This window comes from Vibrio sabulosilitoris (genome assembly GCF_055391395.1).
This window is the reverse complement of the sequence record NZ_AP029599.1, coordinates 2,915,882-2,940,393: the sequence shown is the minus strand read 5'-3', so window position 1 is coordinate 2,940,393 and position 24,512 is coordinate 2,915,882. Positions and strand designations below refer to the sequence as shown.

23 protein-coding genes and 6 pseudogenes are annotated in these 24,512 nt (G+C 45.0%); 13 read left to right on the top strand and 16 right to left on the bottom strand.

All coding sequences use genetic code 11. The features are described 5' to 3' along the window. Positions 1–406: 406 nt before the first annotated feature. The 3 genes and pseudogenes from ACZ5R2_RS13815 to ACZ5R2_RS13805 form a co-directional block, all read left to right on the top strand. The gene (locus ACZ5R2_RS13815) at positions 407–2,983 is read left to right on the top strand and encodes a hypothetical protein (protein WP_464899935.1); all 2,577 of its coding nucleotides are present in this window, start codon (positions 407–409) and stop codon (positions 2,981–2,983) included. A gap of 55 nt (positions 2,984–3,038) precedes the next feature. Then, positions 3,039–3,518, top strand: coding sequence for a hypothetical protein (locus tag ACZ5R2_RS13810; RefSeq protein ID WP_464899934.1), 480 nt, complete (start codon positions 3,039–3,041; stop codon positions 3,516–3,518). A 509-nt stretch (positions 3,519–4,027) separates the two neighbouring features. Then, positions 4,028–4,447: pseudogene (locus ACZ5R2_RS13805) on the top strand (IS30 family transposase); the annotation flags it as partial. 26 nt (positions 4,448–4,473) lie between these two features. On the opposite strand, the gene tnpC (ACZ5R2_RS13800) reads toward ACZ5R2_RS13805, so the two are convergent. Then, a protein-coding gene (gene tnpC, locus ACZ5R2_RS13800) for an IS66 family transposase (RefSeq protein ID WP_464899933.1) occupies positions 4,474–5,906 on the bottom strand; the annotation gives its coding sequence in 2 pieces (ribosomal slippage) (positions 4,474–5,717 and positions 5,717–5,906; 1,434 coding nt in all). Positions 5,907–6,014: 108 nt separating this feature from the next. Between tnpC (ACZ5R2_RS13800) and ACZ5R2_RS13795 the strand changes: the two are divergent. After that, positions 6,015–6,545 (top strand): annotated as a pseudogene (locus tag ACZ5R2_RS13795) (IS30 family transposase); the annotation flags it as partial. A gap of 108 nt (positions 6,546–6,653) precedes the next feature. Here the strand turns inward: ACZ5R2_RS13795 and ACZ5R2_RS13790 are convergent. Next, positions 6,654–6,842 (bottom strand): annotated as a pseudogene (locus ACZ5R2_RS13790) (transposase domain-containing protein); the annotation flags it as partial. A 46-nt stretch (positions 6,843–6,888) separates the two neighbouring features. On the opposite strand from ACZ5R2_RS13790, the pseudogene ACZ5R2_RS13785 reads away from it, so the two are divergent. The 4 genes and pseudogenes from ACZ5R2_RS13785 to ACZ5R2_RS13770 form a co-directional block, all read left to right on the top strand. Then, positions 6,889–7,590, top strand: a pseudogene (locus ACZ5R2_RS13785) (IS110 family RNA-guided transposase); the annotation flags it as partial. Positions 7,591–7,820: 230 nt separating this feature from the next. Beyond that, complete coding sequence (istA, locus tag ACZ5R2_RS13780; protein ID WP_464899932.1) at positions 7,821–9,353, top strand: IS21 family transposase; 1,533 nt, start codon at positions 7,821–7,823, stop codon at positions 9,351–9,353. A 9-nt stretch (positions 9,354–9,362) separates the two neighbouring features. Continuing rightward, complete coding sequence (gene istB, locus ACZ5R2_RS13775; protein ID WP_464899931.1) at positions 9,363–10,103, top strand: IS21-like element helper ATPase IstB; 741 nt, start codon at positions 9,363–9,365, stop codon at positions 10,101–10,103. Between the two features lie 80 nt (positions 10,104–10,183). Next, positions 10,184–10,612, top strand: a pseudogene (locus tag ACZ5R2_RS13770) (transposase); the annotation flags it as partial. Positions 10,613–10,869: 257 nt separating this feature from the next. Here the strand turns inward: ACZ5R2_RS13770 and tnpC (ACZ5R2_RS13765) are convergent. The 5 genes and pseudogenes from tnpC (ACZ5R2_RS13765) to ACZ5R2_RS13745 all read right to left on the bottom strand — a co-directional run. After that, a pseudogene (gene tnpC / locus ACZ5R2_RS13765) lies at positions 10,870–12,201 on the bottom strand (IS66 family transposase); the annotation flags it as partial. A 59-nt stretch (positions 12,202–12,260) separates the two neighbouring features. Continuing rightward, positions 12,261–12,605, bottom strand: a complete 345-nt coding sequence (gene tnpB / locus ACZ5R2_RS13760) for an IS66 family insertion sequence element accessory protein TnpB (RefSeq protein WP_464902370.1) — start codon at positions 12,603–12,605, stop codon at positions 12,261–12,263. 5 nt (positions 12,606–12,610) lie between these two features. Then, on the bottom strand, positions 12,611–12,931 hold the full coding sequence (gene tnpA, locus ACZ5R2_RS13755; protein ID WP_464899930.1) for an IS66 family insertion sequence element accessory protein TnpA: 321 nt from the start codon (positions 12,929–12,931) through the stop codon (positions 12,611–12,613). Positions 12,932–13,178: 247 nt separating this feature from the next. Then, complete coding sequence (locus tag ACZ5R2_RS13750) at positions 13,179–13,571, bottom strand: PDDEXK-like family protein (RefSeq protein ID WP_464899929.1); 393 nt, start codon at positions 13,569–13,571, stop codon at positions 13,179–13,181. A 363-nt stretch (positions 13,572–13,934) separates the two neighbouring features. Further along, complete coding sequence (locus tag ACZ5R2_RS13745; protein WP_464899928.1) at positions 13,935–14,525, bottom strand: hypothetical protein; 591 nt, start codon at positions 14,523–14,525, stop codon at positions 13,935–13,937. 105 nt (positions 14,526–14,630) lie between these two features. On the opposite strand from ACZ5R2_RS13745, the gene ACZ5R2_RS13740 reads away from it, so the two are divergent. After that, positions 14,631–14,771, top strand: a complete 141-nt coding sequence (locus ACZ5R2_RS13740; RefSeq protein WP_464899927.1) for a hypothetical protein — start codon at positions 14,631–14,633, stop codon at positions 14,769–14,771. On the opposite strand, the gene ACZ5R2_RS13735 is transcribed toward ACZ5R2_RS13740, so the two are convergent. From ACZ5R2_RS13735 to ACZ5R2_RS13720, 4 genes are all read right to left on the bottom strand, one after another. Next, positions 14,772–15,197 carry a TIR domain-containing protein gene (locus ACZ5R2_RS13735; protein WP_464899926.1) on the bottom strand — a complete coding sequence of 142 codons (426 nt, stop codon included), beginning with the start codon at positions 15,195–15,197 and terminating at the stop codon, positions 14,772–14,774. A gap of 245 nt (positions 15,198–15,442) precedes the next feature. Then, positions 15,443–15,856, bottom strand: a complete 414-nt coding sequence (locus ACZ5R2_RS13730; RefSeq protein ID WP_464899925.1) for a GNAT family N-acetyltransferase — start codon at positions 15,854–15,856, stop codon at positions 15,443–15,445. A gap of 309 nt (positions 15,857–16,165) precedes the next feature. Further along, the gene (locus ACZ5R2_RS13725) at positions 16,166–16,582 is read right to left on the bottom strand and encodes a VOC family protein (RefSeq protein WP_464899924.1); all 417 of its coding nucleotides are present in this window, start codon (positions 16,580–16,582) and stop codon (positions 16,166–16,168) included. An 89-nt stretch (positions 16,583–16,671) separates the two neighbouring features. Continuing rightward, complete coding sequence (locus ACZ5R2_RS13720; protein WP_464899923.1) at positions 16,672–16,896, bottom strand: VOC family protein; 225 nt, start codon at positions 16,894–16,896, stop codon at positions 16,672–16,674. Between the two features lie 109 nt (positions 16,897–17,005). On the opposite strand from ACZ5R2_RS13720, the gene ACZ5R2_RS13715 reads away from it, so the two are divergent. Beyond that, positions 17,006–18,127 (top strand): ISAs1 family transposase, encoded by a 1,122-nt coding sequence (locus tag ACZ5R2_RS13715; RefSeq protein ID WP_464899922.1) that lies wholly within the window; start codon positions 17,006–17,008, stop codon positions 18,125–18,127. Here the strand turns inward: ACZ5R2_RS13715 and ACZ5R2_RS13710 are convergent. The 3 genes from ACZ5R2_RS13710 to ACZ5R2_RS13700 all read right to left on the bottom strand — a co-directional run bounded on the left by ACZ5R2_RS13710 (position 18,124) and on the right by ACZ5R2_RS13700 (position 19,602). Next, positions 18,124–18,315: a VOC family protein gene (locus tag ACZ5R2_RS13710; RefSeq protein WP_464899921.1), complete on the bottom strand. Its 192-nt coding sequence runs from the start codon at positions 18,313–18,315 to the stop codon at positions 18,124–18,126. The genes ACZ5R2_RS13715 and ACZ5R2_RS13710 overlap by 4 nt on opposite strands. A 127-nt stretch (positions 18,316–18,442) precedes the next feature. After that, on the bottom strand, positions 18,443–18,793 hold the full coding sequence (locus tag ACZ5R2_RS13705; RefSeq protein WP_464899920.1) for a DUF1801 domain-containing protein: 351 nt from the start codon (positions 18,791–18,793) through the stop codon (positions 18,443–18,445). 314 nt (positions 18,794–19,107) lie between these two features. Continuing rightward, positions 19,108–19,602 carry a GNAT family N-acetyltransferase gene (locus tag ACZ5R2_RS13700; protein ID WP_464899919.1) on the bottom strand — a complete coding sequence of 165 codons (495 nt, stop codon included), beginning with the start codon at positions 19,600–19,602 and terminating at the stop codon, positions 19,108–19,110. 691 nt (positions 19,603–20,293) lie between these two features. Here ACZ5R2_RS13700 and ACZ5R2_RS13695 point away from each other — a divergent pair. Continuing rightward, a complete protein-coding gene (locus ACZ5R2_RS13695) occupies positions 20,294–20,926 on the top strand; it encodes a 3'-5' exonuclease (RefSeq protein ID WP_464899918.1) in 633 nt (210 codons plus the stop codon). A gap of 84 nt (positions 20,927–21,010) precedes the next feature. Next, positions 21,011–22,210, top strand: a complete 1,200-nt coding sequence (lhgO, locus tag ACZ5R2_RS13690; protein ID WP_464899917.1) for an L-2-hydroxyglutarate oxidase — start codon at positions 21,011–21,013, stop codon at positions 22,208–22,210. A 26-nt stretch (positions 22,211–22,236) separates the two neighbouring features. On the opposite strand, the gene ACZ5R2_RS13685 is transcribed toward lhgO, so the two are convergent. Then, on the bottom strand, positions 22,237–23,001 hold the full coding sequence (locus tag ACZ5R2_RS13685) for a hypothetical protein (protein ID WP_464899916.1): 765 nt from the start codon (positions 22,999–23,001) through the stop codon (positions 22,237–22,239). Between the two features lie 477 nt (positions 23,002–23,478). Between ACZ5R2_RS13685 and ACZ5R2_RS13680 the strand changes: the two genes are divergently transcribed. Continuing rightward, positions 23,479–23,784, top strand: a complete 306-nt coding sequence (locus tag ACZ5R2_RS13680) for a DUF1330 domain-containing protein (RefSeq protein ID WP_464899915.1) — start codon at positions 23,479–23,481, stop codon at positions 23,782–23,784. A gap of 126 nt (positions 23,785–23,910) precedes the next feature. Here ACZ5R2_RS13680 and ACZ5R2_RS13675 read toward each other — a convergent pair whose 3' ends face one another. Then, positions 23,911–24,468, bottom strand: coding sequence for an HD domain-containing protein (locus ACZ5R2_RS13675; protein ID WP_464899914.1), 558 nt, complete (start codon positions 24,466–24,468; stop codon positions 23,911–23,913). Positions 24,469–24,512 lie beyond the last annotated feature (44 nt).

Here is a 24,512-nt window from a genome sequence, read left to right as displayed (position 1 = left end):
TAGTCAGTTTGAGCCCGCTACCAATTTGCATGCGGTTCGTCTCATTTTTTGTCACTAATCCAACTTTACTATTTGAAATAGTTACTTGCCTAAAAAAGTATGCAATGATACTAACATTGATTATGAAAGACTGTGTTTTATGAATTAGATCGTGTATAGATTCCTGGGGTGATACGAATGCTTAATCGACTAGGTTGAGCTATTCTGTCGTAAGCTCACAAAATTCCACCACCTTAGTAACAAATTACGCTTTATATTTCACTGCATCAAAAGCAATGAGTGAAAGAGGTGAGTAATATATAAATAAAACACCATTCACTAGCAATTGTTTTTACTATAAATAAAGTAGAACACTGCTCGCGATTTTAGAAATCATGTCCCTTTACTTATATAAGGAATAATATCTATGGCTGTTGCTTTAATCACCCGCTCAGAACCTTTTATTAATACGTTAGACGCCTTAAGTCAGTCAGCAAAAAAAGTTCAAGCACTCGAACTCCCAATCGATGAAGCACATGAAATTGTAGATGTTGTGGATAGAGTTCTGATTGACCTTCATGAAGTTCCTAGTTTGCTTAGCGGTATTGGTGAAATGCTCACCGGGCTTGAAGGCGTTTTGGACATCCTTGATGCTGTGCCTTTGGTTGATGTTGTCACAGGACCTTGCACCCAAGTCGTTGACACGAGTCGACAAATTGTCACTGAAACTAATGATACATGCCAGAGTATCGACCATAGTGTTATTAAACCCTGTAAAACTGCATTTGATGACTTAAATAAAGGGTTATCCAAAGCGCATGACATTGTAAATACCATTAGTATGACGATCCCGGATTACCTCAACACAATTGAAATTCTTCATTATTTATCAGAAATTGCAGTCCCTCTTACTAAAATATTAAAAGGGAGCGAACCTGCTGAGCGATTAAATAAGTTGCTAACTGCACTTAATAAAGTAGAAGATGATGTAGGCAAAGCACTTGCGCCTTTGGCTGAATTTTTAAATAAAATCACCAAAGTTATAGGCTCAATTGGTGAAGCATTAAGCCATGCTTTTAAAAAGATGAAATCGACGATGAAGATGATCGATCAGGGTCTTGAATGGGTTGAGCATGCTTTTCAGCCGATTATTGATGGCTTTCATAAAGTGGTGCATGCCATTAAACCTATTCGCTGGGCCTTAGATGCTGTCCATTGGATATTTGAAAAAGTCTGCAAACCTATTATTCATGAAATTTTGAAATACACAGGGCTTGAGAATTTAATTAATGAATTAACGGAAAAAGTTGAGGAAAAAATCGGGATTAAGCCGATTATTGATCTGCTCCAAGATAATATCAATGATGGGAGTCCTAAGCAATGGAAATCTCAAGGTGGTGAAGATACAGCAAACGAAGGCCTTAAAGCTTGGAGTGAAGTCACAAGTATAATGAAGCAATACAATACACGTGACAATAAAAACTTCAGTCTGGATATCAATTTACTTATTAGCGCAATTTCGGGTACGGCCATTGATCCTAATAGTCCCGCAACGCTTCCTGATTGGCCAAATCAACCTAACGTAAATGTTGCAAGTGATACATACCCCTTAGATACCCACCGAAAAGGTGCGGTTGCTCAATTACAATCACTGACACAATCAGCTCCTCTCAGTAAAGCCATGTATGGCACACAGCTTTTACAAGGATTTCAGTCCCTTGCAAGCATTAGCAAGCGCTCGACTCAAGCCTATCAAATAGATACACAAGACGTCAGTATTACCAAGCATATCTCTGCTCTTGTCTATGCCGCAACACCTATTGATTGCATCACACCACTACATGAGCTTCATCTCCGTGCTAGTAAAGCTCATGATGATTTAGCCGTCCTCCGTCAGATAGGCTCAAGACTCGTTCAAGATCTGAATACCTATGATACTGCGTGTACAGTACCTGCAAACTTCCATTTGGCTTCTATTGATTTAAAAAATCTTATGGAAGACTGTGCAAAAAGCTTTGATTTCATTGAACAGTTTGGATTTTTAAACCGACTGATTGAAGATTTAAAAGCGCCTCTCACTCATCAAGCACAAGGAATGCTCGATATTGTGAAAGCTTGTGATGAGTTGATTCAAGCAGGAAAAGTCATGGATAGCCTTTTAAAACAAACGACTGACTTAGTTCCTTCTTCACGAACTCTGGCCGTTTCGTTAGATTATTTTGATGAAATCGCGCTCGGCGCTGCCACACTCTCTTCTGCAATAGCACAAGCTTATACGCTAGATAATCAATTGAATAAAAAATATGAGTTCAGATTAAAATCACTTGAGCAAGAGTTGGATCACAGTGTTCAATGTGTTGTTGAACAAATCGAAAACGTTGAGAACTTAGCTCATCAATCTTTAAATTCCAGCCAAATCATTCATGAAATATTGATTGACTATGCCTCTGCACTCTCAGCGTTAAGCCACGACGCTGAATTCATCGCATCTATTGCGCAGCCGAAGATCGCAAAATCAATGCATATCCTACATACCCTCGTCTCTATACTTGACCCGCTATCAGGCTTGTTACAACATCTAGATTGTGTTGATAAACATGATCCGGTTAAACAAGGTGCGGCAAGTAGTATTGAAACCTTCAAAAACACTGCAAATACACTTATTTCCAAACAGGATAAAGTGCTTAGAGAATTACTGGAGTCCGCTCTTTCATATGAACTACACACCGATAGAATCACCCGCGATATTGCAGTCATCCAAAAGCAAGTACAAGAGAAACAAGCAACCTTTAACCAAGCACAAGTGGGGCTACAAGCAGCGTTGCATGACTTACCTGCAGCCATGAAGCACACACAGGCGTTCTCATCAACCAATAAAGCAGGTGAAACGATCACTATTGCGAATAGTTTTATCGATCAAGCCCTAGCTACAAAGGCTCAAGACTTACTCACACAAATTCAAAAGGATGCCGAGGAAGCTGGATATATCAGTTTCGAGGATTAAATAGGCTTCACTTTTTATAAAGGTGATAATTATCCATTACATAAGGAAATATGCGATGAACGATACCAACCAATATCAAGAACAAATCAAGGTTTGGACTGGTTATACTCACTATCTTTTAGCCGTCGATGGACTTTTATTGACGACTATGGGGATTTGTAAGAAAAAAGTGAAGGCTTCAGACTTTAAAAAAGTAAGTGGTGTGATCACCTCGGTTCATATTGCCCTGCAGGGTGTAGATAAAGAATTTATTGATGGCATCAAAGATATGGAGGCAGGAAAAAAGCCAACACATACATTTGACCCCTCTCCTATTCCTGATTGGCCTACAGAGCCATCAAGTGCCAGCATCTTCCTTGGCGCTTGGGAAAGCATTCAAGGTGTATTAGAAAACCTGATGAGCAAAACCAAATCTGATAGTGCAATGGCCGTGGCACTTGCTGGTTTAATCAATAGTGGTACTGCATGTGTTGAAGAGCTTGAAAAAGCGTTTTCAAAAAAACAAGAAAAACAAGTTGAAGCACTTACGGATTAAGTTAGTTTGTTGTTTCTTCGAACGGTCGTAAGAGGTTTTAATACCGCTCCAGACTAATAAAAAATAAACTCGCCCGGAAGGCCGAGTTTATTTTTCAATGAGAAATTCTACATTTTCGTAAGATTCTAGGATGCTGTTCAAAAAGTTACTGTGTCAGGGTGACAAGACCAGTATCTTTATAAATACCATTGCTTACCGCCTTTCGTCCGAAATCGTCCAATTGTAGTGGATGACTGGTTTTAGTCTATTGTTTAGAAGATTCGCTATACATCAGGTAATCCATCAAGTGCTAATTTAGGAAAACCTATAAAACAGTTTTGTCCAAAGGCTTGCTGACGGGGCATGAAACAAGATTGTTCATGAGGAACATTTTCAAGCTAATAGAGTGTGTGAAGAAAGATGGGCCCGATTTCAGATAATAAGTGCGACATTCATGGGAAGGTGTAGAAGAGGAAGCCAACTGCTGAAAGTGGTACGCTCTTCTCGCCAAAGAAACAAGCAGTACTACCATGAATTATCAGCAGTTGACCGAGGGCAGAAGATACCAGATTTCTGCTCTTTTGGAACGGGGAATTTCAGTTTCTGAAATCGCTAAAACAGTTCAATGCCATCGCTCGACGGTTTATCGAGAGCTAAAAAGAGGCCGTAAGAGCAATCATTACTGTCCAAGCACGGCACAGATGGTGTCCATCACCAGACGGAGAGCTGCACTAAAATACCGAATTCCAAAGGAACGTGTTGACTTTATTCGTCTTCTTCTAGAGGCGGATTGGAGTCCAGAGCAGATATCCAACGTCTTAACGAAAGCCGGCGCAGCAGTCAGCCATGAGTGGATTTATCGTTTTGTTGCTAGCGACAAGCGCTCAGGCGGTAAATTATATCGCCACTTGAGGCAAGGCCATAAGCGGTATCGTCGCGGTAAAAAAGAGGTAACCGTTCACCGGAGTAGCTTGACTCAAGTAGCAAGCTCAAAGACATCAGGGTATGGTTGGCGGTGCACAACAGCAGTGATAATCTGACTCAACACATCCATTGTTGATAGGCCGCGTTTCTTGCAGGTTTCGATAAGCGTATGGATCCGGCTTCGGAACTTGTCACCAGCATCAGAAGTGGTTCCATAGCTAATTTTACGCATGATCACGCAACCTCGAAGACGTCGCTCCGCCTCATTATTGGTCAGAGGGATCGTGAGATCCTTGAGGAAGACCCACAAGCTACTTTCATGCTTAAGTAAGTGAGCACACCTTCCTCGATATCGCTTAACCATCACATCTGTGCCTTTGTTGAGCCAACTATGTAACGATTTCCTCAAGCGCTGCATTCTGCGAAGGTAGACAAGTTCTGTGATGTGGCCTTCTTCTAAGTTGTGACGATTACGGAAGACCAAGTTGACAATAAAGCATAGGTGCTGACCAATAAAGGCCGTATGCCCACCACCACTGTAGTCGGCCATCTGCTGTAAGTTTCGTTTTACATGAGCCCAGCAGAGTTGGTGGTTTTCGCTAGGTAGCCAGTTGTAACTGGCATATTGATCAGAGACAACGATACCTGTGTATTTTTCTCCGAGCACAAGCTTGGCAGAGTGTATGGAGCGGGAGTATAAGATCTTCTGATAAACAAGATCCTCACTGGCAACCAGCCAACACCATCTTAGACTCTGCTCATCATTACGGATGTGTGAGGTTTCATCGATATGAACTAACGGCGCTTTGTTCACTGCCAGTTTAATGGCTTGGTGCAGTGGTGTTAGCATTGAGGCCACTTTGGTTTGAGCTTCACTGATAGCACCAATCGAAAAGGTTGTTCCCAAATGCTCTTTGAGTAGAGATTGGATTTTACGGACACTGAGATGATACTGCCCCGCAAGCAAGGCGATGTAGCTTAATAAATTCGGACCCAAGATACCTTGTGGGGCATCATCTGGTTTCTTGGCTCGAACTTGGGTTTGACAGTGGGAGCAATGGCCAGAATAAAGTTGATATTCGATGATGTGAACAACAGGCTCGGGTATTTCGTGAACTTGGTGGCGATAAAATGGCGACGAGTTTATTTTGACGTCGGGTTTTCCACAACATGGACATTGAGAGTCAGGCAAGCATTTAACAACGTTGTCAGTGGGTTTTAGTTTGCTGATTTCTCGTCGATGCCCTGTGTGGCCTTGTTGAGCTCCTCGCGTATTGCCACTACTAGGGCTTTGAGCTTTTTTCTTTCGGCTCGCTCTTTAGGGCCGTCCGATGAAGGTGATTTTGAGGAGTTCCGTGAACTGGTCGCAAGCTTATCCTCATAAAACCGAAGCTGCTCCCAGAGCTCGTCAATAAGCGCCTTTGCCTCACTTAGATTAGAGACCTCAGGCGGGGCTAGTTTAAAGCTGGCTTTTTTCTTTTTCATGGTTTCCAGCATGAGCCAGCGGAATGATCAATCAATAGGCAAAAGTGGATCAAGTGCTCTTAGTCACATTTTCTGTGTCAATAGGGGGCAGGTGAACGCTTACAAAAAGAGAAAGCTCCTGCGATTAAGAATGCCGTTTCAATTGATGACAGACCAAGCATTGTTGACGGCAGAGAGCGGTTTGGTGACTGGGAAATTGACACTGTTCTAGGTAAGCATGGTACAGGCGCAATGGTAACTATTTTAGAGCGTAAGACCCGGTTTTACTTGGTAAAGAAAGTACCATCTAAGTCAGCCGATGACGTTACCCAGGCGACAATAGAGCTACTCATGCCTTACAAGGAGCATGTGCATACCATCACCGCGGACAACGGGCGAGAGTTTGCAGGTCATGAAACTATCGCAAAAGAGTTGGAGGCAGATGTGTACTTTGCTCATCCCTATAGCTCTTGGGAGCGAGGTGCTAATGAGAATGCGAACGGCCTTTTGAGGCAATATGTGAAGAAAGGAACCGATCTATCGACGGTGACGGACATTGATATAGAGTTTGCTTTATCGCGGATAAATTATCGACCAAGAAAGTGTTTAGGCTTCAAACAGCCAGCCATTGTATTTACCAAAATGGCTTTAGCTGCTTGATATTGGAGAGTGTCGCACTTCGCAGTTGAATTCGGGGGTTTGTGGTGACAAAATCTAGCTGATCTATTTAATCTTTTGTAAGCGCCCCACGATCCCACGTGGTGCGCTTTAATAATCGAAGTTCCAAGGAAGCAGCGAGTCGATATCTGGCTCAGGTTTGGCAAGCTCTTTCAGGCAATGAACCATGTAGTTGTAGAGGATTAGGTCATTCGCTTTTGCCGTTTCGATGATGCTGTAAAGCATTGCGCTGGCATCAGCACCTCGCGAGTTATCCGCGAACAACCAGATGGTATGACCTTATATACTAAGACTCACCTATGGTGCGTTTTTGGAGGTCATCAATATGAAATCCGTCAACTACTCTGCTTACATTGGGCTAGATGTACACAAGGACACCATTGCCGTTGCGGTTGCAAATCCGGAACGCCAAGGGGAAGTTCGATTCTATGGAAATATTTCTTCAGCGAAAGATGCCGTCATTCGGCTGATGAAGAAGCTCATCAAACTCCACGGCACAATTCTTGTGTGTTACGAAGCGGGACCTACTGGCTATGGTCTCTATCGATTGCTACTCAGCATGAATATAGACTGTACTGTTGTGGCGCCTTCCAGAATTCCCAAAATATCGACTAACAAGATCAAAAATGATCATCGAGATGCTGTTGCTCTAGCGCGTTTGCTAAGAGCTGGCGAGTTGGTTGATGTTTGGGTGCCAGACATGACACATGAAGCTATGCGGGATCTTGTTCGAGCCAGAAGTTGTGCAAAGAAAGACACCAAAGTAGCCAAGCAACGGATCCAGAGCATTCTTCTGAGAACAGGGAAGCGGTATGAGAAAAAGATGTGGACTGTTCGCCATCGAATATGGCTAGCAAATCAATCTTTCCCTATCGCTTCTCAACAAATTGCCTATGAACATTATCGACAGAGCTTAGAACAAATAGAGAATCGAATAGAGCAATTAGACCAAGAGATTGATCGATTACTCCCCAACTGGTCGTTGTACAACCTAGTCAATCAACTACAAGCTTTGAAAGGTGTTGGGTGCATGCGCCGGAGCAAACCGGACACCTATTCCGGCATTATCCGGACGGTCATTCCGTTTTAATCCGGACACCCGTTCCGATTTAATCCGGACGATTTTGGCCTAACTCCGGAATCACTGTCCGGTTTAGCGGAAACCCTGTCCGGATACTCCGGAATCCCTACCTTTTCTCTTTTAAATCAATACCTCACAATCTTTGTTGTCGATTTTAATGCAGCAAGGAAGTGAGAATGCCGAAAAAGAGAACGTCTATGGACAAGATCAAAGAGGTATTGCGCCTCAAATACGAGTGTCACTTATCACTTAGAAAAATCGCTTCCTGTACTAAAGTAAGCCGATCAACGATCTCCGAGATCCTTACTCGCTTTGAGCGCTATGGTGTTGGTTGGCCGTTGCCAGACAACCACTCAGAAGCTCAACTTGCTCAAGTGCTGTATCGCGACAAAACCACATGCGCTAGCAAGGTGATGCCCAACTGTAGCTATATCCACAAAGAGCTACGCCGCCCTCCAATGACCAAGCAGTTGTTATGGGAAGAGTATGTCGCGGAGCATCAAGAGCGTGCCTATCGATACAGTCAGTACTGTGAGCACTATCGCCGCTGGCTTAAAAAGCAAAAGCGCAGTATGCGCCAGAATCATCTAGCTGGAGACAAGCTTTTTATAGATTACTGTGGCCCCACCATCCCAATCTTCAACCCCGAGACTGGAGAAGTTCGCAACGCTCAAATCTTCGTAGCCACACTGGGCGCTTCAAATTACACTTACGTCGAGGCCTGTGAAAGCCAAAGGCTGGAGCACTGGTTAGAGGCTCATGCCAATGCCTTCGAGCACTTCGGTGGTGTACCTGCATTGCTGGTACCAGATAACCTCAAGGCTGCCGTCACTAAAACAGATCGTTATGAGCCGAAGCTTAATGACAGTTATCGCCAGCTTGCCTACCACTATCAAACCGCAGTCATGCCTGCACGACCATACAAACCCAAAGATAAGGCCAAGGCTGAAAATGCGGTTCTTGTTGTTGAGCGCTGGATCATGATGCGGCTGCGAAATGAGCGCTTCCATACCTTCAGAGAGCTTAATCTGGCTATCAAGGAGCTTATGCAGTCACTGAATCAACGTCGAATGAAAGAGCTGGATGCAAGTCGGACTGAGCTGTTCAACACGCTTGATAAACCCGCCTTGCGACCTCTGCCGGCGGATCGCTTCCTCTATACAGAGTTCAAGCAAGCCAAGGTGGGACCGGACTACCATATCGAGTATAAGCAGCATTACTACTCCGTCCCACACCAGTTGGTTGGGCAGCATGTTCAACTAGAGGCCAGTCGTAAGCTTGTTCGGATCTACCATCAAGGTCAATGCGTAGCTCAACACCCAACAAGCACAAGGGCACGTGGCCAAAGTACCTACACAGAACATATGCCAAGTAACCACCAGTATCAGAAATGGCCACCAGAGAGGCTACAGAGTTGGGCAACGAGGATCGGCCCCGCCACGAGAGAAGTCATTAGCTACCTGCTCCAGTCTAAAGAGCATCCCGCTCAAGCCACCCGCAGCTGTCTAGGGCTGCTGAACCTATCAACTAAACATAGTGAGCAGCGTCTCGAACAAGCCTGCAAAGATGCCCTCATCGTTCATAAGCCGTACCTGCAGTTCGTCAAAAACTTACTGCAAAATCACCGGGAGGGTCGGTTGTCCACCTCACCAGAAATTACACCGGACATCCAACACAGCAATGTTCGCGGCCCGAATAGTTATCACTAGGAGCACACCATGAACTCTATCAATGAACAACTCAAAGTCCTGCGCCTTGGTCATGCTGCAACAGCGTTAGAGCAGCAGCGAGAGCAAGCCTCCACTTACGCTGAACTGAGCTTCGAGGAGAGGCTCACCTTGCTGTTGGAAAGTGAAATACTAGGTAGGGATCAAGCTAAGATCCTCAGACTGAAACGGCAGGCAAAGCTCAGGTTAGATGGGCTTGCTAGCCAAATCATCTACGAAGAAGGTCGAGGCTTAAGGCGAGTACAGATAAGTGAACTGCTTACAGGTAAGTATCTTCAGAAGAAGCAAAACGTTCTGATCACAGGCCCAACGGGTGCAGGGAAAACTTACCTGGCTTGCGCCTTGGCGGGACATGCGTGCGAGCAACTTCACAGTGCTCGATATTACCGCCTCAGCCGACTGCTCGACGACCTTAGCTCAGGCCGACTTGATGGCACATACCAAAAGCAGCTACAAGCACTAGCCCGAAAAGATCTCCTGATCTTAGATGACTGGGGAATGGAGAAACTGAGCCAAGATCACGCCGGCCATCTGCTAGAGCTTCTTGAAGATAGATACCAAACGAGCAGCACGATCATGGTCAGTCAATTACCGGTTAAGGAGTGGTACAACATGATCGGCAATGCCACTGTTGCTGATGCTCTGTTAGATAGGTTGATCCACAATAGCCACCGCATAGAACTGAAAGGTGAATCCATGAGAAAACTAGCGCAAACCGGACAGGTAGAGTAAAAATAGGGGTAGAGAAAAGCTTGGGGAAAAGGGTGTCCGGTTAAACGCGGAATGGGTGTCCGAAATCAGCGGAATACGCAGTTGGGCGCACTATTGCTATCTCCGTAGTAGCTGAGCTCGGAGACTTTTCTCGATTTACTAATCCAAAGCAAATAATGGCATTCCTTGGCTTGATACCTGGTGAGCACTCGAGTGGGAGTACTACTCGCAAATCTGGAATTACCAAAACTGGTAATGTTGAGTTAAGACGGTTGCTGTACGAAGCCGCATGGGCTTATCGAAATAATGCTAAGGTCGGTAATTGGCTAGTGACTTACCGCCCGGACAGTGTCTGCCAAGAGGCTAAAGATATTTCTTGGAAGGCCCAGCAAAGGCTGTGTTTTCGCTACCGAAGCTTAGTTGCTAAGGGAAAGAAATCACAAGTCGCCATTACAGCTGTCGCCAGAGAATTGCTTGGCTTTATGTGGGATATTGCTGTGACCACACAAAGCTTGAATCAGAGAGCATAAAATTTGCCTGAAAGTGAAGAAGCTCAAGGTGAGTAATCCTCGTCAAGAATTTAAGTCGACCACTTGGTTAGATACTAGCAGCCAGAAAGAGGTAAGCTCATTACGAAAACCATATTGGGGCTAAAGATCCCCGAATAAGAGTATGTATAATCCAAGCAATTGCCGACTCGCTTTCAGGCAATCCCTACTCTGAAAACATGCCTCATCTCACAGAGGAGAGGTAGGTTTTGCCGAAAAACTTGAAAAAGGTCATAAGAGTTTTTTCTCCCAATAACCAGCGACTTAATTGCACGCTCAGCACGATTATTATCGATAGATAAGTGCCCATCATCGATATAACGAACCAACTTCGGCCACTGTCCTTGGGTGTATTTGATGGCTTTACCAAGTTCACCCGACCCAACCACTTTCTGCGTGGTAAGCCAGTGATAGATGTCATCTAGTATCGGTTTAGCTTGAGTCTGCCTTGCTATCAGGCGCTCCTCAGCCGTGCTCCCTTTCAGCCTTGTTTCCAACGCATAGAGCTTCTGGATTTTCGCTAGGATTACGTCAGCTTTACCTGTCTTGCCTTTTCCCTGCAGCTTTTTAGCATCCATGAACTTGCGACGAGCGTGAGCAAAGCAACTCACGTTGGTCACCTTATCTAGCCTATCGTAAACGGCATAGCCATCACTTTGAAGATAGCCATTGTAGTCACCTAAGAAGGTCGCAGGGCAAGCAGTTGCGCGACTATTTTGATAGTCGAACAAGACGATGTTTTTTGTATCATCAACACTGGCTTTTGGCGAGTCTGCACCTGAGCAGTAAAGCCACATATAGGCTTTCTTCTCTTCTTTGAGCACATTCAGTGGGGTTTCGTCGGCGTGAACAACAACTTGTTTAAGAAGGTGGTGTTTGAGTGCTTGGTAAAGCGGTGCGAACCGCTCACTGACCTGTATTACCCACCTTGCCATCGTGGTTCGAGACAGCTCGATACCCGACTGGCTGAACAAGGTTTCTTGGCGATAGAGTGGCAGTGCGTATTGGTATTTGCCGAGGATGATGTTGGCAAGCAAGCTTTCTGTGGCGAAGCTCTTCGGGATAATGCTTTGTGGCGCCGGCTTCTGATGTACTTGGCTTTGGTCAGCTTGCTGCTCACACTGGCGACACGCATATTTAGGTCGAACATACTCGAGCACTTTCAGTACCGCTGGGGTGAACTCGAGCTTTTCACTGCAGTCTTCGCCGATTTTATGCAGCTCGCCTTGGCAACAAGGACACTGCTTTTCCTGCTCATCAAGGTCTAGAACGATACGCTCACGCGGTAGGTCTTTGGGCAGTGGTTTGCGTTTGCCTCGCGGCTTGGTAGTTTTCGGTGAAGTGACTGGCGCCTCTTCCTCTTTGACTAACTCAGATTCTGCCTCGTTAAACAGGTCGCCTTGCGCTTCATCGTAAGGCTTTAAGGCCTCAGAGCGTTTTGCGAACTGGCGTTCAAGCGCTAGCTTGAACTGCTCTATCAAGGAAGACTTATCAGCCATCAATGCTCTTACCATCGCTTGAAGCTCGGCAACATCTTGGCTTTCTGGGTTAATATCAGGTGTCATTTTCATGGCATTTATTATACTAAATGCACATTATAATAGCCTGATAGATGAGCCTTTTATTACGATTAACTCATTGTAAAATCGTGTATTTCAACCGCTTTATGGCCAATAATAGTGAAGCCAGAAAGTAACCTATCTAGCTCAAAATCACTCAAGGTAAAGACAGCCTTTTTCTCTTTCGAGGGCCATTTGAACTTGGCTTTTTCAAGGCGATTGTACCAGAGTGCGAAGCCAGTTTGATCCCAATACAATACTTTGACTTTATCACGTTGCTTATTGGTGAAGAGGAACAAAGCGCCAGAGGCTAAGGGCAAATCGGTCTCAGATTCAATGATGGCAGCGAGACCATTAATCGACTTGCGGAAATCGACAGCCTGTCGATACAGGTAGATGTTCGGCGCACTGAGCATTCTTTTCACGACAAGGCTCCAATCAACTCCGCAACATAGGAAGCAGGCGTGCCCGGCGGTATGCTGAGTTCAACCTCACCCAAAGAGAGTGTCATATTTGCTACTGGCACACGCACCGATTGATAGTGGGTGGTCTTTTCGACTAGTTGTGCCTTAACAAAGCCACTGTTTTGGTTGGTACTTATTTGCTGTAGCCGTTGCCGCTTAGCGAAAAAGGTCGATGGACTGAGATTGTTCTGCTCACAAAAGGCGCGTTGAGAAAGTTCGCTCGCTTCGTATTGCTCGAATAATGCATGCCATTCCTGGTCACTGCGTCGTTTAGCCATGATCTTACCTCCAAGTTGGTGAAGTAAGATCATAATTGGGGACTGAGGCTATTAGAATGCGGTGTTTATGGGGCGCTTACGGTATGCCTGTTAGAAACTAACGACTAGCGAAGTATGGCGTTATTGATCTTTAAACTGATTTGATCAACAACGCCGTTAGAGAGTGCCAACTGTGGCGATGGTGTCGATAGATTTTCCCCTAGTAACGTGGGGCCTAGGGGAATTAACCTTTTAAGCCCAAGCGAGATCATGCACGATTAAACACTTTGCAAAAATTCGTGGGATCTTGGTGAAATCTGAGATGCTCATGGTGATTTACTTTTCGTCTTCCTTTAAATGGTAAAGTTATGTACCCCCAACGAGCAACCCTTGAGAAGTAAACAACATAATCGATATCTACCCCTCTCCATTGTTCACTAACAACAGTATTCTCATCTGAGCACTCAATAGACTTTACCTGAATTCGATAGAACTTATGGCCATCTGAAATCAAAACATCAGTTTTCATTCCGTGATCAATCATAGGCATAAACACCTCCCAGCCGTCTTGCAGCAACCAGCTTGCAAGTAAGGTTTCGTATGAGATGCTTTTAAAATGCTTGATGTATTCTGAGTGAGGACAATTACTTTTGACTGGCATAATAAAATCCTAAAAGCATGCCGAATGTCTTTATTAGCGCAAGACAGCCAGCGAAGCCTATCTTAGATAAGGCTTCAATTAGGATTCACAATGCGTCGTTGAGTAACATCAGTTAGCAATAGGAGCTACCCTTGATCGTTTGCTCTTGGAGTCTGGACCATTAATACTAACATTCGCTGTAAGCGAGTGAATCAGCGAGTACACATAAACATTACTCACAAGGCGCTTAAAAATCAACCGCCTATCTTGGTGGGTTGTTGTACAACAGTGTCCTAAGGCTTGTAGTGGCTTAGTCAAATTGACTATGCTACTACATTCCAAGTTTGCCAAGATCAGCGCCAGCACGTCCTTGGACAGATTTTTTCAATCTGATATCTCGTGCAGTTTATCTTTGAGTTCGGTAAGTTTTTCTTGCACTGCCTCAAGCTCTGGACGAAAAAGTGCATCGTCAATATCATGAGATATTGCATGCCATTTGCTTGTAAAGGTCCTGAGTTCAGCCTCCAGAACGTTTTTGACCAGTGCAAAGTAATTCCGACAATTTGGTCCATGTTCTTTCGCAATACAACGATGAATGGAAAATAGTGAGGCAAGGCTTTCCAAAGCACTATCCGTCTTACCGTTTTGCAAAGACTTTGTTGCGATCCTAGTATCCAACTCTATATACATTGCCCAAGCAGCATGGCGGTCTGCCTGAGTGTATTTTCCCTCTTTGCGATAATGGCGATTGAAATAATTGATGTATGCCGCTAGACGCTCAGGAGAACGTTGATCTGTACTTTTGAGTAGACTCTTGAATCGCTCACAGTGTGAATTGAGCTTTTCTTCACCCGCTTTCTCATCCACTTCATCGAGATAATAGAGATTGGCGAAGGTTGGCTGAGAGATCTTCTGGTCGCGGAGTTCGTTTCTTAACTCTTCGGCATTTTTTACAAACTTACTTTGATTTTTCATTACTTTCCCTAAAAAGCATGGAGTTTCCCGTCTAGGATCTCTGTTAGAGCGCACGTTTAAGCCGTAAATTGAACCTGACTTTAACCAACATGAAAAGGAAACATCATGGCTAAAAAAATCACACCTGCAAATAATTCAGCAAACCAGCAAAACGCCAACAAAGGTACACCGGGGACCAACAAGCAATACTCCCAGGTGCACGGCAATCGAGGAAAGCAACTAAATCCAAGTCAAAAAGGCAAATAATTAACGCCTAGCCCATCTGCTGAGGTATTGAAGATCCCAGCTTTCAAGAGATAAATACCTCGCAGTTACTGGTGCGCCTCCACGATGATTATCGGGTGTGCGCATCAGTATTATCGAGTGTTCTCCATGGATACGAGAGAACTGTTCAATCTCCCACTGAACCCAAAGACTGCTATGGGTATCGTTACCAACCAAAACTATCAGTTTGTCTGACTGTCGTAGCAATGCCAGTATTTCGTCTCGCACCGGCTTAGAGGCAGGGTCTTCTGGAGATCGTCGATTTATATGGCCAAAAGCGTTATACACCGGAGCCTCAAGAGAACGGTCATGAAATGCGAGGCTGTGATTGTCATTCAATCGAACGCCCTTAATGTCCGCAATATACGCACTATCCTTGTGACTGTGGCTAATGAAAATACGTTTCATATTGTTTGTAGTCCTTAGTTTTTTTGAATCACCACCAAATCCATAGACACTTTGTGGTATAAGAAAAAATTGGTCAAATAACCTCGCTTAGAAATGAGGTACAGAACAGCACTAGCTTAGAATGGGGCAGAAATGTATTTTGCTGCCCCGAGTGACCTTGAGCTTGTTAGCTATATTGAAAGGTAAACACTACAATCGAATGGCCAGTTTACTCATCCACTACAATTACAGGCTTAATTCAAATATTACAGCAGTTCTTCTTCACCTGACATTAACCATGCGCTTTGGTGCTGCTTAAACCCAATTTTGGGATAATAACCTGTTGCCTGCGGTGCTGATAATAAAATGAGTTTACAACCGTCTTTAAGGTTTGCGAAAGTCTGCCGGATCAACTCTTTACCGATACCTTTCGACTGGATCTGCTCAGAAACTGCCAAATCAGATAAATAACAGCAGTAGTGAAAATCTGTGACTGAACGTGCGACACCGACAAGTTGTTCATCAACCCAAGCTGAAACGAGCAAATCGGCATGTGCCAACATGCCACAGATGCATTCATGATTATCTATTGGACGTCTAGCCCCTAGAGTTGTTTGATCTAATAGCTCAACAAACTGCTCAATCGTAATTGGGCGATTTACAAAATACTCAACTTCCATGCTTACTTTCCTCAAAGCTTTGAGGTTCAGCTTATAATCAACAGGTCAAAGTTAAAAGAGATAACGTTGCAAACCACAATATTGTTTCACAAAAGCTTCTTTCCTTACTCATCCCGATGACTTTTGATAGGGAAAATTGCTGGGATCAAACAAGTAAGAGACTTTGTTGGGAATCACTTTGGGGCATTTTCGCGTTTCATGCCCCCCGCCAGCGAGCCTGTGGATATTTCCGTGTCAGTGAATCCGTCAATTTTGTAATTTGCGGATTACTCTGTGTAAGACGAAACCGTGTGAGAGCCGTTTGTTATGCTACCTTTTGGCCATCGGATGGTCAGGGTTTAATTGCAAAAGATCCCATAAATTGCCGTAAAGATCTTCAAACACTGCGACTGTCCCATAGTCTTGTTCTTTTGGCTCTCGAACGAATTTAATATCCAAAGACTTCATTCTTATGTAATCACGCCAGAAGTCGTCTGTATTTAAGAAAAGGAAGACTCTTCCACCTGCTTGGTTTCCAATGAAATCAAGTTGTTCAGGCTTCGATGCTTTGGCCAATAATAGCGTCACCCCGTGAGAGTTCGGTGGTGCAACAACAACCCAACGCTTACCTTGTTCTGGCTGATATGTATCGTCAATAAGTTCGAAATTAAGCTTATTCACATAGAAATCAATTGCTTCGTCGTAGTCTTTTACAACAAGCGCAATATGTACAATGTTCTGTTTCATAACGTCCTCTGTTATTGATCTTACTCTGAACGATTTCGGGGCATATTTGTGATTGCCAATAACCTATCAGAACGCCATTGAAAGACCTCTCAGTTGCTATAAAACTGTGCAAACTCTTGAGATGGTTCCCTGTCTGAATAGATGTAAACAACATTACCGATTGGATCGTTAATTGAAAAACCTCTATCACCCCAAGGGTGGTCTGCTATTGGTGTCGATATCTCAATGCCGGTTTGATTCAACCGAGCATACTCTGCATCAACATCTTCGACTTTGAAATTAAGCATTACGCCGCCACCTGAAAAAGTATTCATTCCCTCTTGAGGTCAGGGTGAGATCGTGAACGTTTTATAATCAAAATAACGATCGATTTGACGATCACATCTACCTGTGATCATATACTCCCTTTTTAGGGAGCATACGATGCACATTGACCACTTCAAAGAACATTTCCAAACGATGACCGACCAACGCCAAGGAGCAAAGGTAACTTACTGCTTGTTTGAAGTTCTTTTTGGCTCGCTATGTGCCGTGATAGCTGGTGCAAAAGGCTGGTTTGATATTCGTGAATACATTCTCGGACACCATGATTGGTTTAAACGCAATGAGCTCTTTTTGAATGGGATTCCTGCCGATGACACGATTGCCCGCATAATATCTACGATTGAACCTGAGCAATTCCATAAGTGCTTCGTTAGCTGGATATCGTCGATACATACACTCACCGACGGCCAAGTCATTGCGATAGATGGCAAAACGCTTCGCGGCTCCTACAATCGCGAAGACAGAGCAAGCACTATTCACATGATCAGCGCCTATGCCTCATCAAATAAGCTCGTATTGGGACAGCTAAAAACCGAGCAAAAAAGCAATGAAATAACGGCAATCCCAGAGCTGATAAAGATGCTCGATATCAAGGGGGCTCTCGTCACCATTGATGCAATGGCCTGTCAAACCAAGATAGCCAAAGTCATTGTAGAACAAGGAGGGGACTACTTGCTTGCAGTGAAGTGCAACCAAGGAAAACTTCGACAAGCGATAGAAAAAGCGTTCTCAACTGAGCGAGCAACTGTGGCAGAAGACATCGTGCTTGAAGACGGGCATGGGCGTATAGAGTCTCGCCAATGCTATGTATTTGACAGTGCCAAACTTGAAGGTAACTTCTCTCGTTGGAAAGGCTTGAAGAGCATTGTTATGGTTGAAAACTTCCGCTTTGAGAAAGGAAAAGCAATAGGCCTAGAGTATCGTTACTACATCAGCTCCAAAGAGCTTAGCGCCGAGCAAGCAGCGACAGCAGTCAGAGAACATTGGGGTATAGAGTCAATGCATTGGGTGCTTGATGTGAGTATGAATGAAGACGCGTGTCAGATATACAAAGAGAACGGCGCAGAGAATCTATCTTGCTTACGCCATATGAGCTTGAATATGCTGCGAGCAGAACCAACCAAGTTAAGTATTGTTGGGAAACAGAAGCGATGTATGATGAATACAGCCATGCTAGAGGCGGTATTAAGTGCTGGTTTTAATCTGGCGGTGAAAAACTAGACACTCATGCGGTCGCCCTGCTCTTGAGGTGAGATGAAGCTTACTTCTGGCCCTCCTTGTCCTACTTGCAATGTGACATACCATCCACAGTCGAATACTGTGGATGCCGAAAAGTACTCTATGTAAAAATTTTTGCATTGCTCTACCGCCATGGTGCAGAAGCATGCAGAAAGCTGTAGCGTATTCATAACTCCATCCTTGGTTGATTATTAGTCAGCTATGAGCATGATAATAAGGTTGGTAATATTGAATCAAATCTTCACTTGGATAACTGCGATGTAATGCTGTTCTAACTTGGTTTGAGGTGTCTTTGAGTTAAGCAAATGTTTGATCTAGATAGTACTGAACATGTTTTAACTCGATATCTTCAATATGTCGAAGCTTCAAATTTCTTCTCGATTTTCCAGAGCCTTCCAAAAGATTGTTAACATCTTTCAGCTCATTGCCAAAACTAAACTCGATCGTCACGAACTGCTTGCGAAGAAACAGTCCTACGAGTAACTTCTTATCACGACTAAAAACGACACCAGCATACTTAACTGCTTCAGTGACGCCTTCAACATTATCAATGATTTCATTTCTTAAGGTTACGATGATCTGGGATAGTTGTGGGCTGCTCATTTCAAAATCAGATATCAGCTCTTCTACCTGGTTACTGTTGCTCATTCATACTCCTTAGCGCTTTGTATCAGTGACATCCAGCATTTTTTAGCATTGGTTCATATCGAGAGTATTGAAGTTGTAGCAAAGAGCTTAACAGGTGTACCCGAGTCATAAGTCAACCTAGGTCAAAATATAGCCACAATTTTAGATGGCTCGATCCACAATACAAAATGGGGCAGGGCTGATTTAGGGCAACCTATCGGAACTATTCACATCGAAGAAATGAAACTAAATCTAAAGGTCACTTGACAGGAATTTGCTTGATCCAGAATTAGAAAAGCAGCTGTTTAAAGCTGCTTTTTGCTATCTATTATTCCTTATTCAGTCTCAGTCTTATAAACCTTCAATCCCCTGGCCTGATAGTTTGCGAGGGCTGACTTATGATCGAGAGTGCAGGTGTGCACCCAAACACGCTCTGTCTCGCCCCATTGCCAAGCTGATTCTAGCGCGTGGGTAAGTAGATACCCGCCTAAGCCCTGATTTAAGAATTTGGGTGCGAGACCGAAATAAACAATCTCTACATTCTGCTCTGGTTGCTTTTGTAATTCGTAGTACCCAGCAATCGTGCCATTCACGTAGGCAACCCACGTTCTCAGATTGTCATTTTCGGCGTATTGTCGCCAATCATCATCAGATAGCGATAGTTTGTCATTCCAAATCCACCTCTCACCAACCAGTTGATAGAGGTAGCGATTGAATCTAAATTCTTTAATTTCAGCCTCAAGAACGGTAATTTCGTCAGGCTTGTCTTTGGCATTGATTTCATCGGGAGAGCGCATCTCCAAATAAAAGGTTTTAACTGTTGTTGTCATTCGATTACTTCCGTGAATCACATCAAATAAGGCGTGGGGCTCCTAAGTATGGAGACACTAATGTATTGCTGTTCAGAAGGTTATCATGGTGTCTGTTATCAGAAAAGCGACGTAGGTTGCGCCTGATTGTTACAGCCACTCGGCCAGATAGCCAGGTGTAGTCGACAATGGCTGCTGCTTGGATAAGCTGCAGATGCCGACCACATACCGAACTGGCATCAAGCTAGTGCAAGCAGGCGTCATTAGTTTTTGATTGTAGGTTGGTTAAGGGAAGGATGATACTAAGTGTGGGTCCTAAACGATATGCTATCTAACATTAAAGTTAATGTCCCTTATTGTGTGGCGCCGCTGGTTCGTGCTATAAGCTGCCGGTAGTCATGTGTTTCTGCTGAAGGACGAGAAACTCGGCACCACATCTATCGTGATGATTGCGCAATCACATGTTTACCATAACTCGCTAAATTGTTTTGCTATGACCCTCATACGTGTCCAATGATATGGGAAGTTAAAGACAATACTCTAGAGTAAACAAATCAGAGAGTGGGGCTCGGCTGAACGTGCGGCTTTTCTCTCATGATTAAGATACAGCGCTGCGAAAAAGACCGGGTGGCCATTGCAGCGGGTTTGTTTCGATTGGCGCGCGGTAGTTAGCGCGCTTTATCACTAAGGTTTATAAGGCTGGAGTTCATTCATGTTGCCAAATCACAAGGCAAAAAGTGTCATTATCCTCGACTTTGAAACCACGGGTTTGTCACCCAACCAAGGCGATCGCGCAATTGAGATTGGTGCGGTCAAGCTTGAAGGTGGCAAAGTCGTTGATCGATTTCAAAGGCTGATGAATCCGGGGTTTCGTGTCAGTGGTTTCATTGAAGGTTATACCGGGATCAGTAATGCGATGTTGGCCGATGCACCCGGTTGTGCCGAGGTGATGGTGGAGTTTGCCGACTTTATTCAGGGCAGCAATCTAGTGGCGCATAATGCCTCATTTGATCAGCGCTTTTTAGACGCTGAGCTTAAGGCGATAGGACGAGACTACGATGGCAGCTTTGCCTGCTCACTATTGGTTTCGCGCCGTTTGCATCAAGCGGCGAGCTCGCATAAGTTGGGTGACTTAGTTCGCTATCACCAGATTGATAACGACGGCGTGTTTCACCGTGCGTTGGCTGATGCCGAGGTGACTGCGTCATTATGGTTAGTGCAACTGGAGACGCTTAAACAGCAATATGGGATTGATGATCCTGATTTCGCCCTGATGCAAAAAATCACCAAAACGCCTAAAGCTTCGGTGGGTAAGCTACTTGAAAAGTATCGCACAGCCGCTTAAATTGAGCGCAGCAAACGCTGATCATTAGTAAACGCGCGCCTTTTTCCTAAACTGCTCTTAGACAAAGAAAAAGGAGCGGAGTCAATGGATTATGACTTTTGTATTATCGGTGGTGGGATCGTGGGTCTGGCCACCGCAATCGCCATCCAGCAGCGCTGGCCCGAGTGTCGTTTAGCCTTGGTGGAAAAGGAAGCGGAGCTCGGACTGCATCAGTCCGGTCACAATAGTGGCGTTATCCACAGTGGTATCTACTATCCTCCGGGTAGCCTCAAGGCTAAGTTATGTCATCAGGGTGAGGCGGAGACCAAGGCGTTCTGTCGCCAGCATAACATTGACTATGTTGAGTGCGGCAAACTGATAGTGGCGACCACCCAATTGGAACTGGATAGGCTCAAAGCACTGGCTGAGCGGGCCGAGAAAAATCAGGTTAGGGCAAAGTGGCTAACTCGCGATGAGTTGATAGCCCAAGAGCCCAATATTATCGGCCTTGCCGCGCTAGAGGTGCAGTCTACAGGCATTGTCGATTATCGCCAGGTTTGCGAGCATATGGGGCAGCAGCTCGTTTCATCGGGCGCAAAGTTGCATCTTGGTCATGCCGTCGGCAAAATCAGCTCAAGTACGGAAGGGAATGAGGTGACGTTTGGTCAGCAATCGCTATCCGCGCGCTACTTGGTTGCTTGTGCTGGTCTGCAATCGGATCGGATAGCGCGTTTGGCCGGTCTCGATGTATCGCATAAGATCATCCCATTTCGCGGCGAGTACTACCGCCTTCCTGCAGAAAAAAACCAGATAGTGAATAAACTTATTTATCCGGTTCCAGATCCAGAGCTGCCTTTTCTCGGGATCCACTTGACTCGAATGGTGGATGGCTCAATAACCCTTGGACCCAATGCCGTACTGGGCTTTTCTCGGGAGGGTTATCGCAAGGGCTCTATGAGGCCTGACGATATTGCTGATTACCTCAGGTTCTTAGGCTTTTGGCGATTACTCAAGTCCCACTTTCAATCCGCACTGAATGAGTTTGCTAACTCACTGATCAAAAAGCGCTATTTGCGCCAATGCCAAAAGTATTGTCCATCACTGACCAAAGATGACCTGCAACCTTATCCAGCGGGGATCCGCGCCCAAGCGGTGCTCAAAGATGGCAGCTTAGTGCATGATTTTTTGTTTCTCGAGGCACCAAGGATGCTGCATGTGTGTAATGCACCTTCGCCTGCCGCGACATCAGCAATACCCATTGGGCGGATGATTGCTGATAAACTTGCAGAGCAGTGTATGCTGTAGGCTATGCGTTTGGCTCAAGGCGAAGACTATGGGTAGCGATTTACATCACGCCAAATCTTGCTAGCGTCTGTTTGGTACTTAAAAGGTTCTAGCAGGGCATCGAAGTAGTAATCGAGGGGAAGGATTTCGCTGAAAAACTCGAGATCTAAGGTTATTTCGTTACCACAGCCAGAATCGATCTTGTCCGTGGATGGAGAGCTGTACAAGCAGTCGTATTGGCGAGTGTTTTCATTCCAGCGCTGTGTTTTGCGCGTGTTGCCAACCAGTCCAGAGACCTGGCGAACGCCTTCTTGATTGAAGTTATCGACGACTTCAACACTCGAGAACGGAAAGTCTCCCTCGAAGATGGCTTTGGTGCGTGTTGGAGTACGGTTGCTGCTGAGCGGTCGCTCTGAAAACTCTTCGGTTGCACGACCTTCTCGGACAAATCGCGTCGCATGCAGTTGACTCATACCGTTGGATGTTGAGAAACGCAGCGTAGAGATGCCATCGTTTTCGATTGGAACGCCATACTCGAACCAATTGAAGGTGGTGATACGACCATTGCTGTAGGTCAGCGCTGGAGCACATTCGCTATGAAGGACCTGTCGACCACGGTGGGTATAGCCGATGCGTGTCTCATAGCCAACATCGGTGCGATACACTGAACGGCTGCCAAATGTACCATCGATGTCTTTGTTATTGACCGTGGTACAGCGGTTGGTTGAGTGACCTATCTCTATATAACAGCCTGTCAAGGTGGCGCCACAAAGCAGCATGAAGATCAGCGCCAACGATTTTTTCAATGACACGGGTTTTCTCCTTTAGTAACAACATGACCAAATGGTCTACCAAATATACCCAAGCAAATTTCGCCGAAACTGCATATCGAGAGCGCTTGAGTAATGATTTGAGTGTAGGATAGAACAACACCCGTTGTTGAGTGTCAGCGGCAAGTACTAAAAGTGTGACACTGGGTGAGATATTCACTAGCACCCTTTCCCTTAGCGCAATGAAAGTAGTACTCGCACAGGCTGCGTAGTTGAAGGAGCAAATTCCTACACCAAGGGCACAGTCTAGAGATCTTATGTCTCAGCTTCTTTTCAATTATCAACAAAAACTAAAATGTCATTCGTCATTATGCTTAATTGTAAGCTCTACCGGTAAGAATTATTGTTTTATCACGTTGTGACAACAATTCATCACGGTAGTTTGGTTCGAACCTAGCAACCAACACTTGATGAGCACTGTTGCGCGGAGAATGATGCCCCACTGAAGAGGAATGTAACATGTCGAAATATTACTCAGTACTTGAAGTAACCCCAACCAATCAAGATTGGATCCCAGATTACATTGGTCCGGCGAATAAGCTGGTGGCGAAGTATGGCGGTAAATATCTAGCGCGCACCAACAGTCATGAGCGCTTGGAGGGTGAACGTGAGGCGCCGGCTCTGCGTATTGTGATTGAGTGGCCAAGTCGTCAAGCGGCCGTCGATTTTATGAATGATCCTGGCTATGTGCCACATCTCAAAGCACGTACCGCTGGTTCGGTTAGCCATCATGCTCTTATTGAAGCTAAAGACGACCTAGCCTGAGTGTCTAAGCATACCCCTCTAACATAATAGCCCCCCGTTAAGCACGATTAACGAGGGGCTTTTTCTCGGGACTCGGGAAGTGCACTCAGTCCGCACGGTTAGTGATTCGCGGTCAGTGACGCACGGTCAGTGGTAGATATTTTTTAGCCGCATCATCGGCACTGGATTAAGAGGGTTTCGAGTGAGCTGTTTACCGGTAAAGCGCAACAGGGTTTTATGAAACCCTGCATTCGGCAGTGCGGCTTTGACATCATCGATAAACGCTTTGTCGACCCCGTGGCGCACAACCCCCAAAGAGAAGTCAACCATATCAGCCTGTCGAAAAACCTCGGTCAGCTCTTGATAGGGGCCGGTATATACCGAGACAAGGTGGTGCATATCGATAATGATCTGGATCTCGTGCTGCCAGTCACTCAATCCTTGCTGCTCTAAGTATTTTGCGCACTCTTGGTACGACGGTACCAAGTAATCAACGCGATCGTGGGTCCAAAGCGCAATATCATGAAAAGCCGCCGCAATTTGCAGCTTCTTGCTTTGCTCTGGTGTTATCTCCGGAGCGAGGTAGTGGCAAAAGTTAAGCATCCGCGTCACATGGTTGCGGTACCCGTCGTAGTCTTGCTTGATTACCGACTGATAGGATAAGAGTATCTCATCCACCAGTGGGTACTGAGTTGTCACTTCCATTTGGATATCTCCACTAGGAAAAAGGTAAGTATAGCGTTTAGATG

What these genes read in the sequence shown, in the direction of transcription:
- ACZ5R2_RS13815 (WP_464899935.1), top strand. Translation starts at nt 407, where the DNA reads ATGGCTGTTGCTTTAATCACCCGCTCAGAACCTTTTATTAATACGTTA.
- ACZ5R2_RS13810 (WP_464899934.1), top strand. Translation starts at nt 3,039, where the DNA reads ATGAACGATACCAACCAATATCAAGAACAAATCAAGGTTTGGACTGGT.
- istA (WP_464899932.1), top strand. Translation starts at nt 7,821, where the DNA reads ATGCCGAAAAAGAGAACGTCTATGGACAAGATCAAAGAGGTATTGCGC.
- istB (WP_464899931.1), top strand. Translation starts at nt 9,363, where the DNA reads ATGAACTCTATCAATGAACAACTCAAAGTCCTGCGCCTTGGTCATGCT.
- tnpB (WP_464902370.1), bottom strand. Translation starts at nt 12,605, where the DNA reads ATGCTCAGTGCGCCGAACATCTACCTGTATCGACAGGCTGTCGATTTC.
- tnpA (WP_464899930.1), bottom strand. Translation starts at nt 12,931, where the DNA reads ATGGCTAAACGACGCAGTGACCAGGAATGGCATGCATTATTCGAGCAA.
- ACZ5R2_RS13750 (WP_464899929.1), bottom strand. Translation starts at nt 13,571, where the DNA reads ATGCCAGTCAAAAGTAATTGTCCTCACTCAGAATACATCAAGCATTTT.
- ACZ5R2_RS13745 (WP_464899928.1), bottom strand. Translation starts at nt 14,525, where the DNA reads ATGAAAAATCAAAGTAAGTTTGTAAAAAATGCCGAAGAGTTAAGAAAC.
- ACZ5R2_RS13740 (WP_464899927.1), top strand. Translation starts at nt 14,631, where the DNA reads ATGGCTAAAAAAATCACACCTGCAAATAATTCAGCAAACCAGCAAAAC.
- ACZ5R2_RS13735 (WP_464899926.1), bottom strand. Translation starts at nt 15,197, where the DNA reads ATGAAACGTATTTTCATTAGCCACAGTCACAAGGATAGTGCGTATATT.
- ACZ5R2_RS13730 (WP_464899925.1), bottom strand. Translation starts at nt 15,856, where the DNA reads ATGGAAGTTGAGTATTTTGTAAATCGCCCAATTACGATTGAGCAGTTT.
- ACZ5R2_RS13725 (WP_464899924.1), bottom strand. Translation starts at nt 16,582, where the DNA reads ATGAAACAGAACATTGTACATATTGCGCTTGTTGTAAAAGACTACGAC.
- ACZ5R2_RS13720 (WP_464899923.1), bottom strand. Translation starts at nt 16,896, where the DNA reads ATGAATACTTTTTCAGGTGGCGGCGTAATGCTTAATTTCAAAGTCGAA.
- ACZ5R2_RS13715 (WP_464899922.1), top strand. Translation starts at nt 17,006, where the DNA reads ATGCACATTGACCACTTCAAAGAACATTTCCAAACGATGACCGACCAA.
- ACZ5R2_RS13710 (WP_464899921.1), bottom strand. Translation starts at nt 18,315, where the DNA reads ATGAATACGCTACAGCTTTCTGCATGCTTCTGCACCATGGCGGTAGAG.
- ACZ5R2_RS13705 (WP_464899920.1), bottom strand. Translation starts at nt 18,793, where the DNA reads ATGAGCAACAGTAACCAGGTAGAAGAGCTGATATCTGATTTTGAAATG.
- ACZ5R2_RS13700 (WP_464899919.1), bottom strand. Translation starts at nt 19,602, where the DNA reads ATGACAACAACAGTTAAAACCTTTTATTTGGAGATGCGCTCTCCCGAT.
- ACZ5R2_RS13695 (WP_464899918.1), top strand. Translation starts at nt 20,294, where the DNA reads ATGTTGCCAAATCACAAGGCAAAAAGTGTCATTATCCTCGACTTTGAA.
- lhgO (WP_464899917.1), top strand. Translation starts at nt 21,011, where the DNA reads ATGGATTATGACTTTTGTATTATCGGTGGTGGGATCGTGGGTCTGGCC.
- ACZ5R2_RS13680 (WP_464899915.1), top strand. Translation starts at nt 23,479, where the DNA reads ATGTCGAAATATTACTCAGTACTTGAAGTAACCCCAACCAATCAAGAT.
- ACZ5R2_RS13675 (WP_464899914.1), bottom strand. Translation starts at nt 24,468, where the DNA reads ATGGAAGTGACAACTCAGTACCCACTGGTGGATGAGATACTCTTATCC.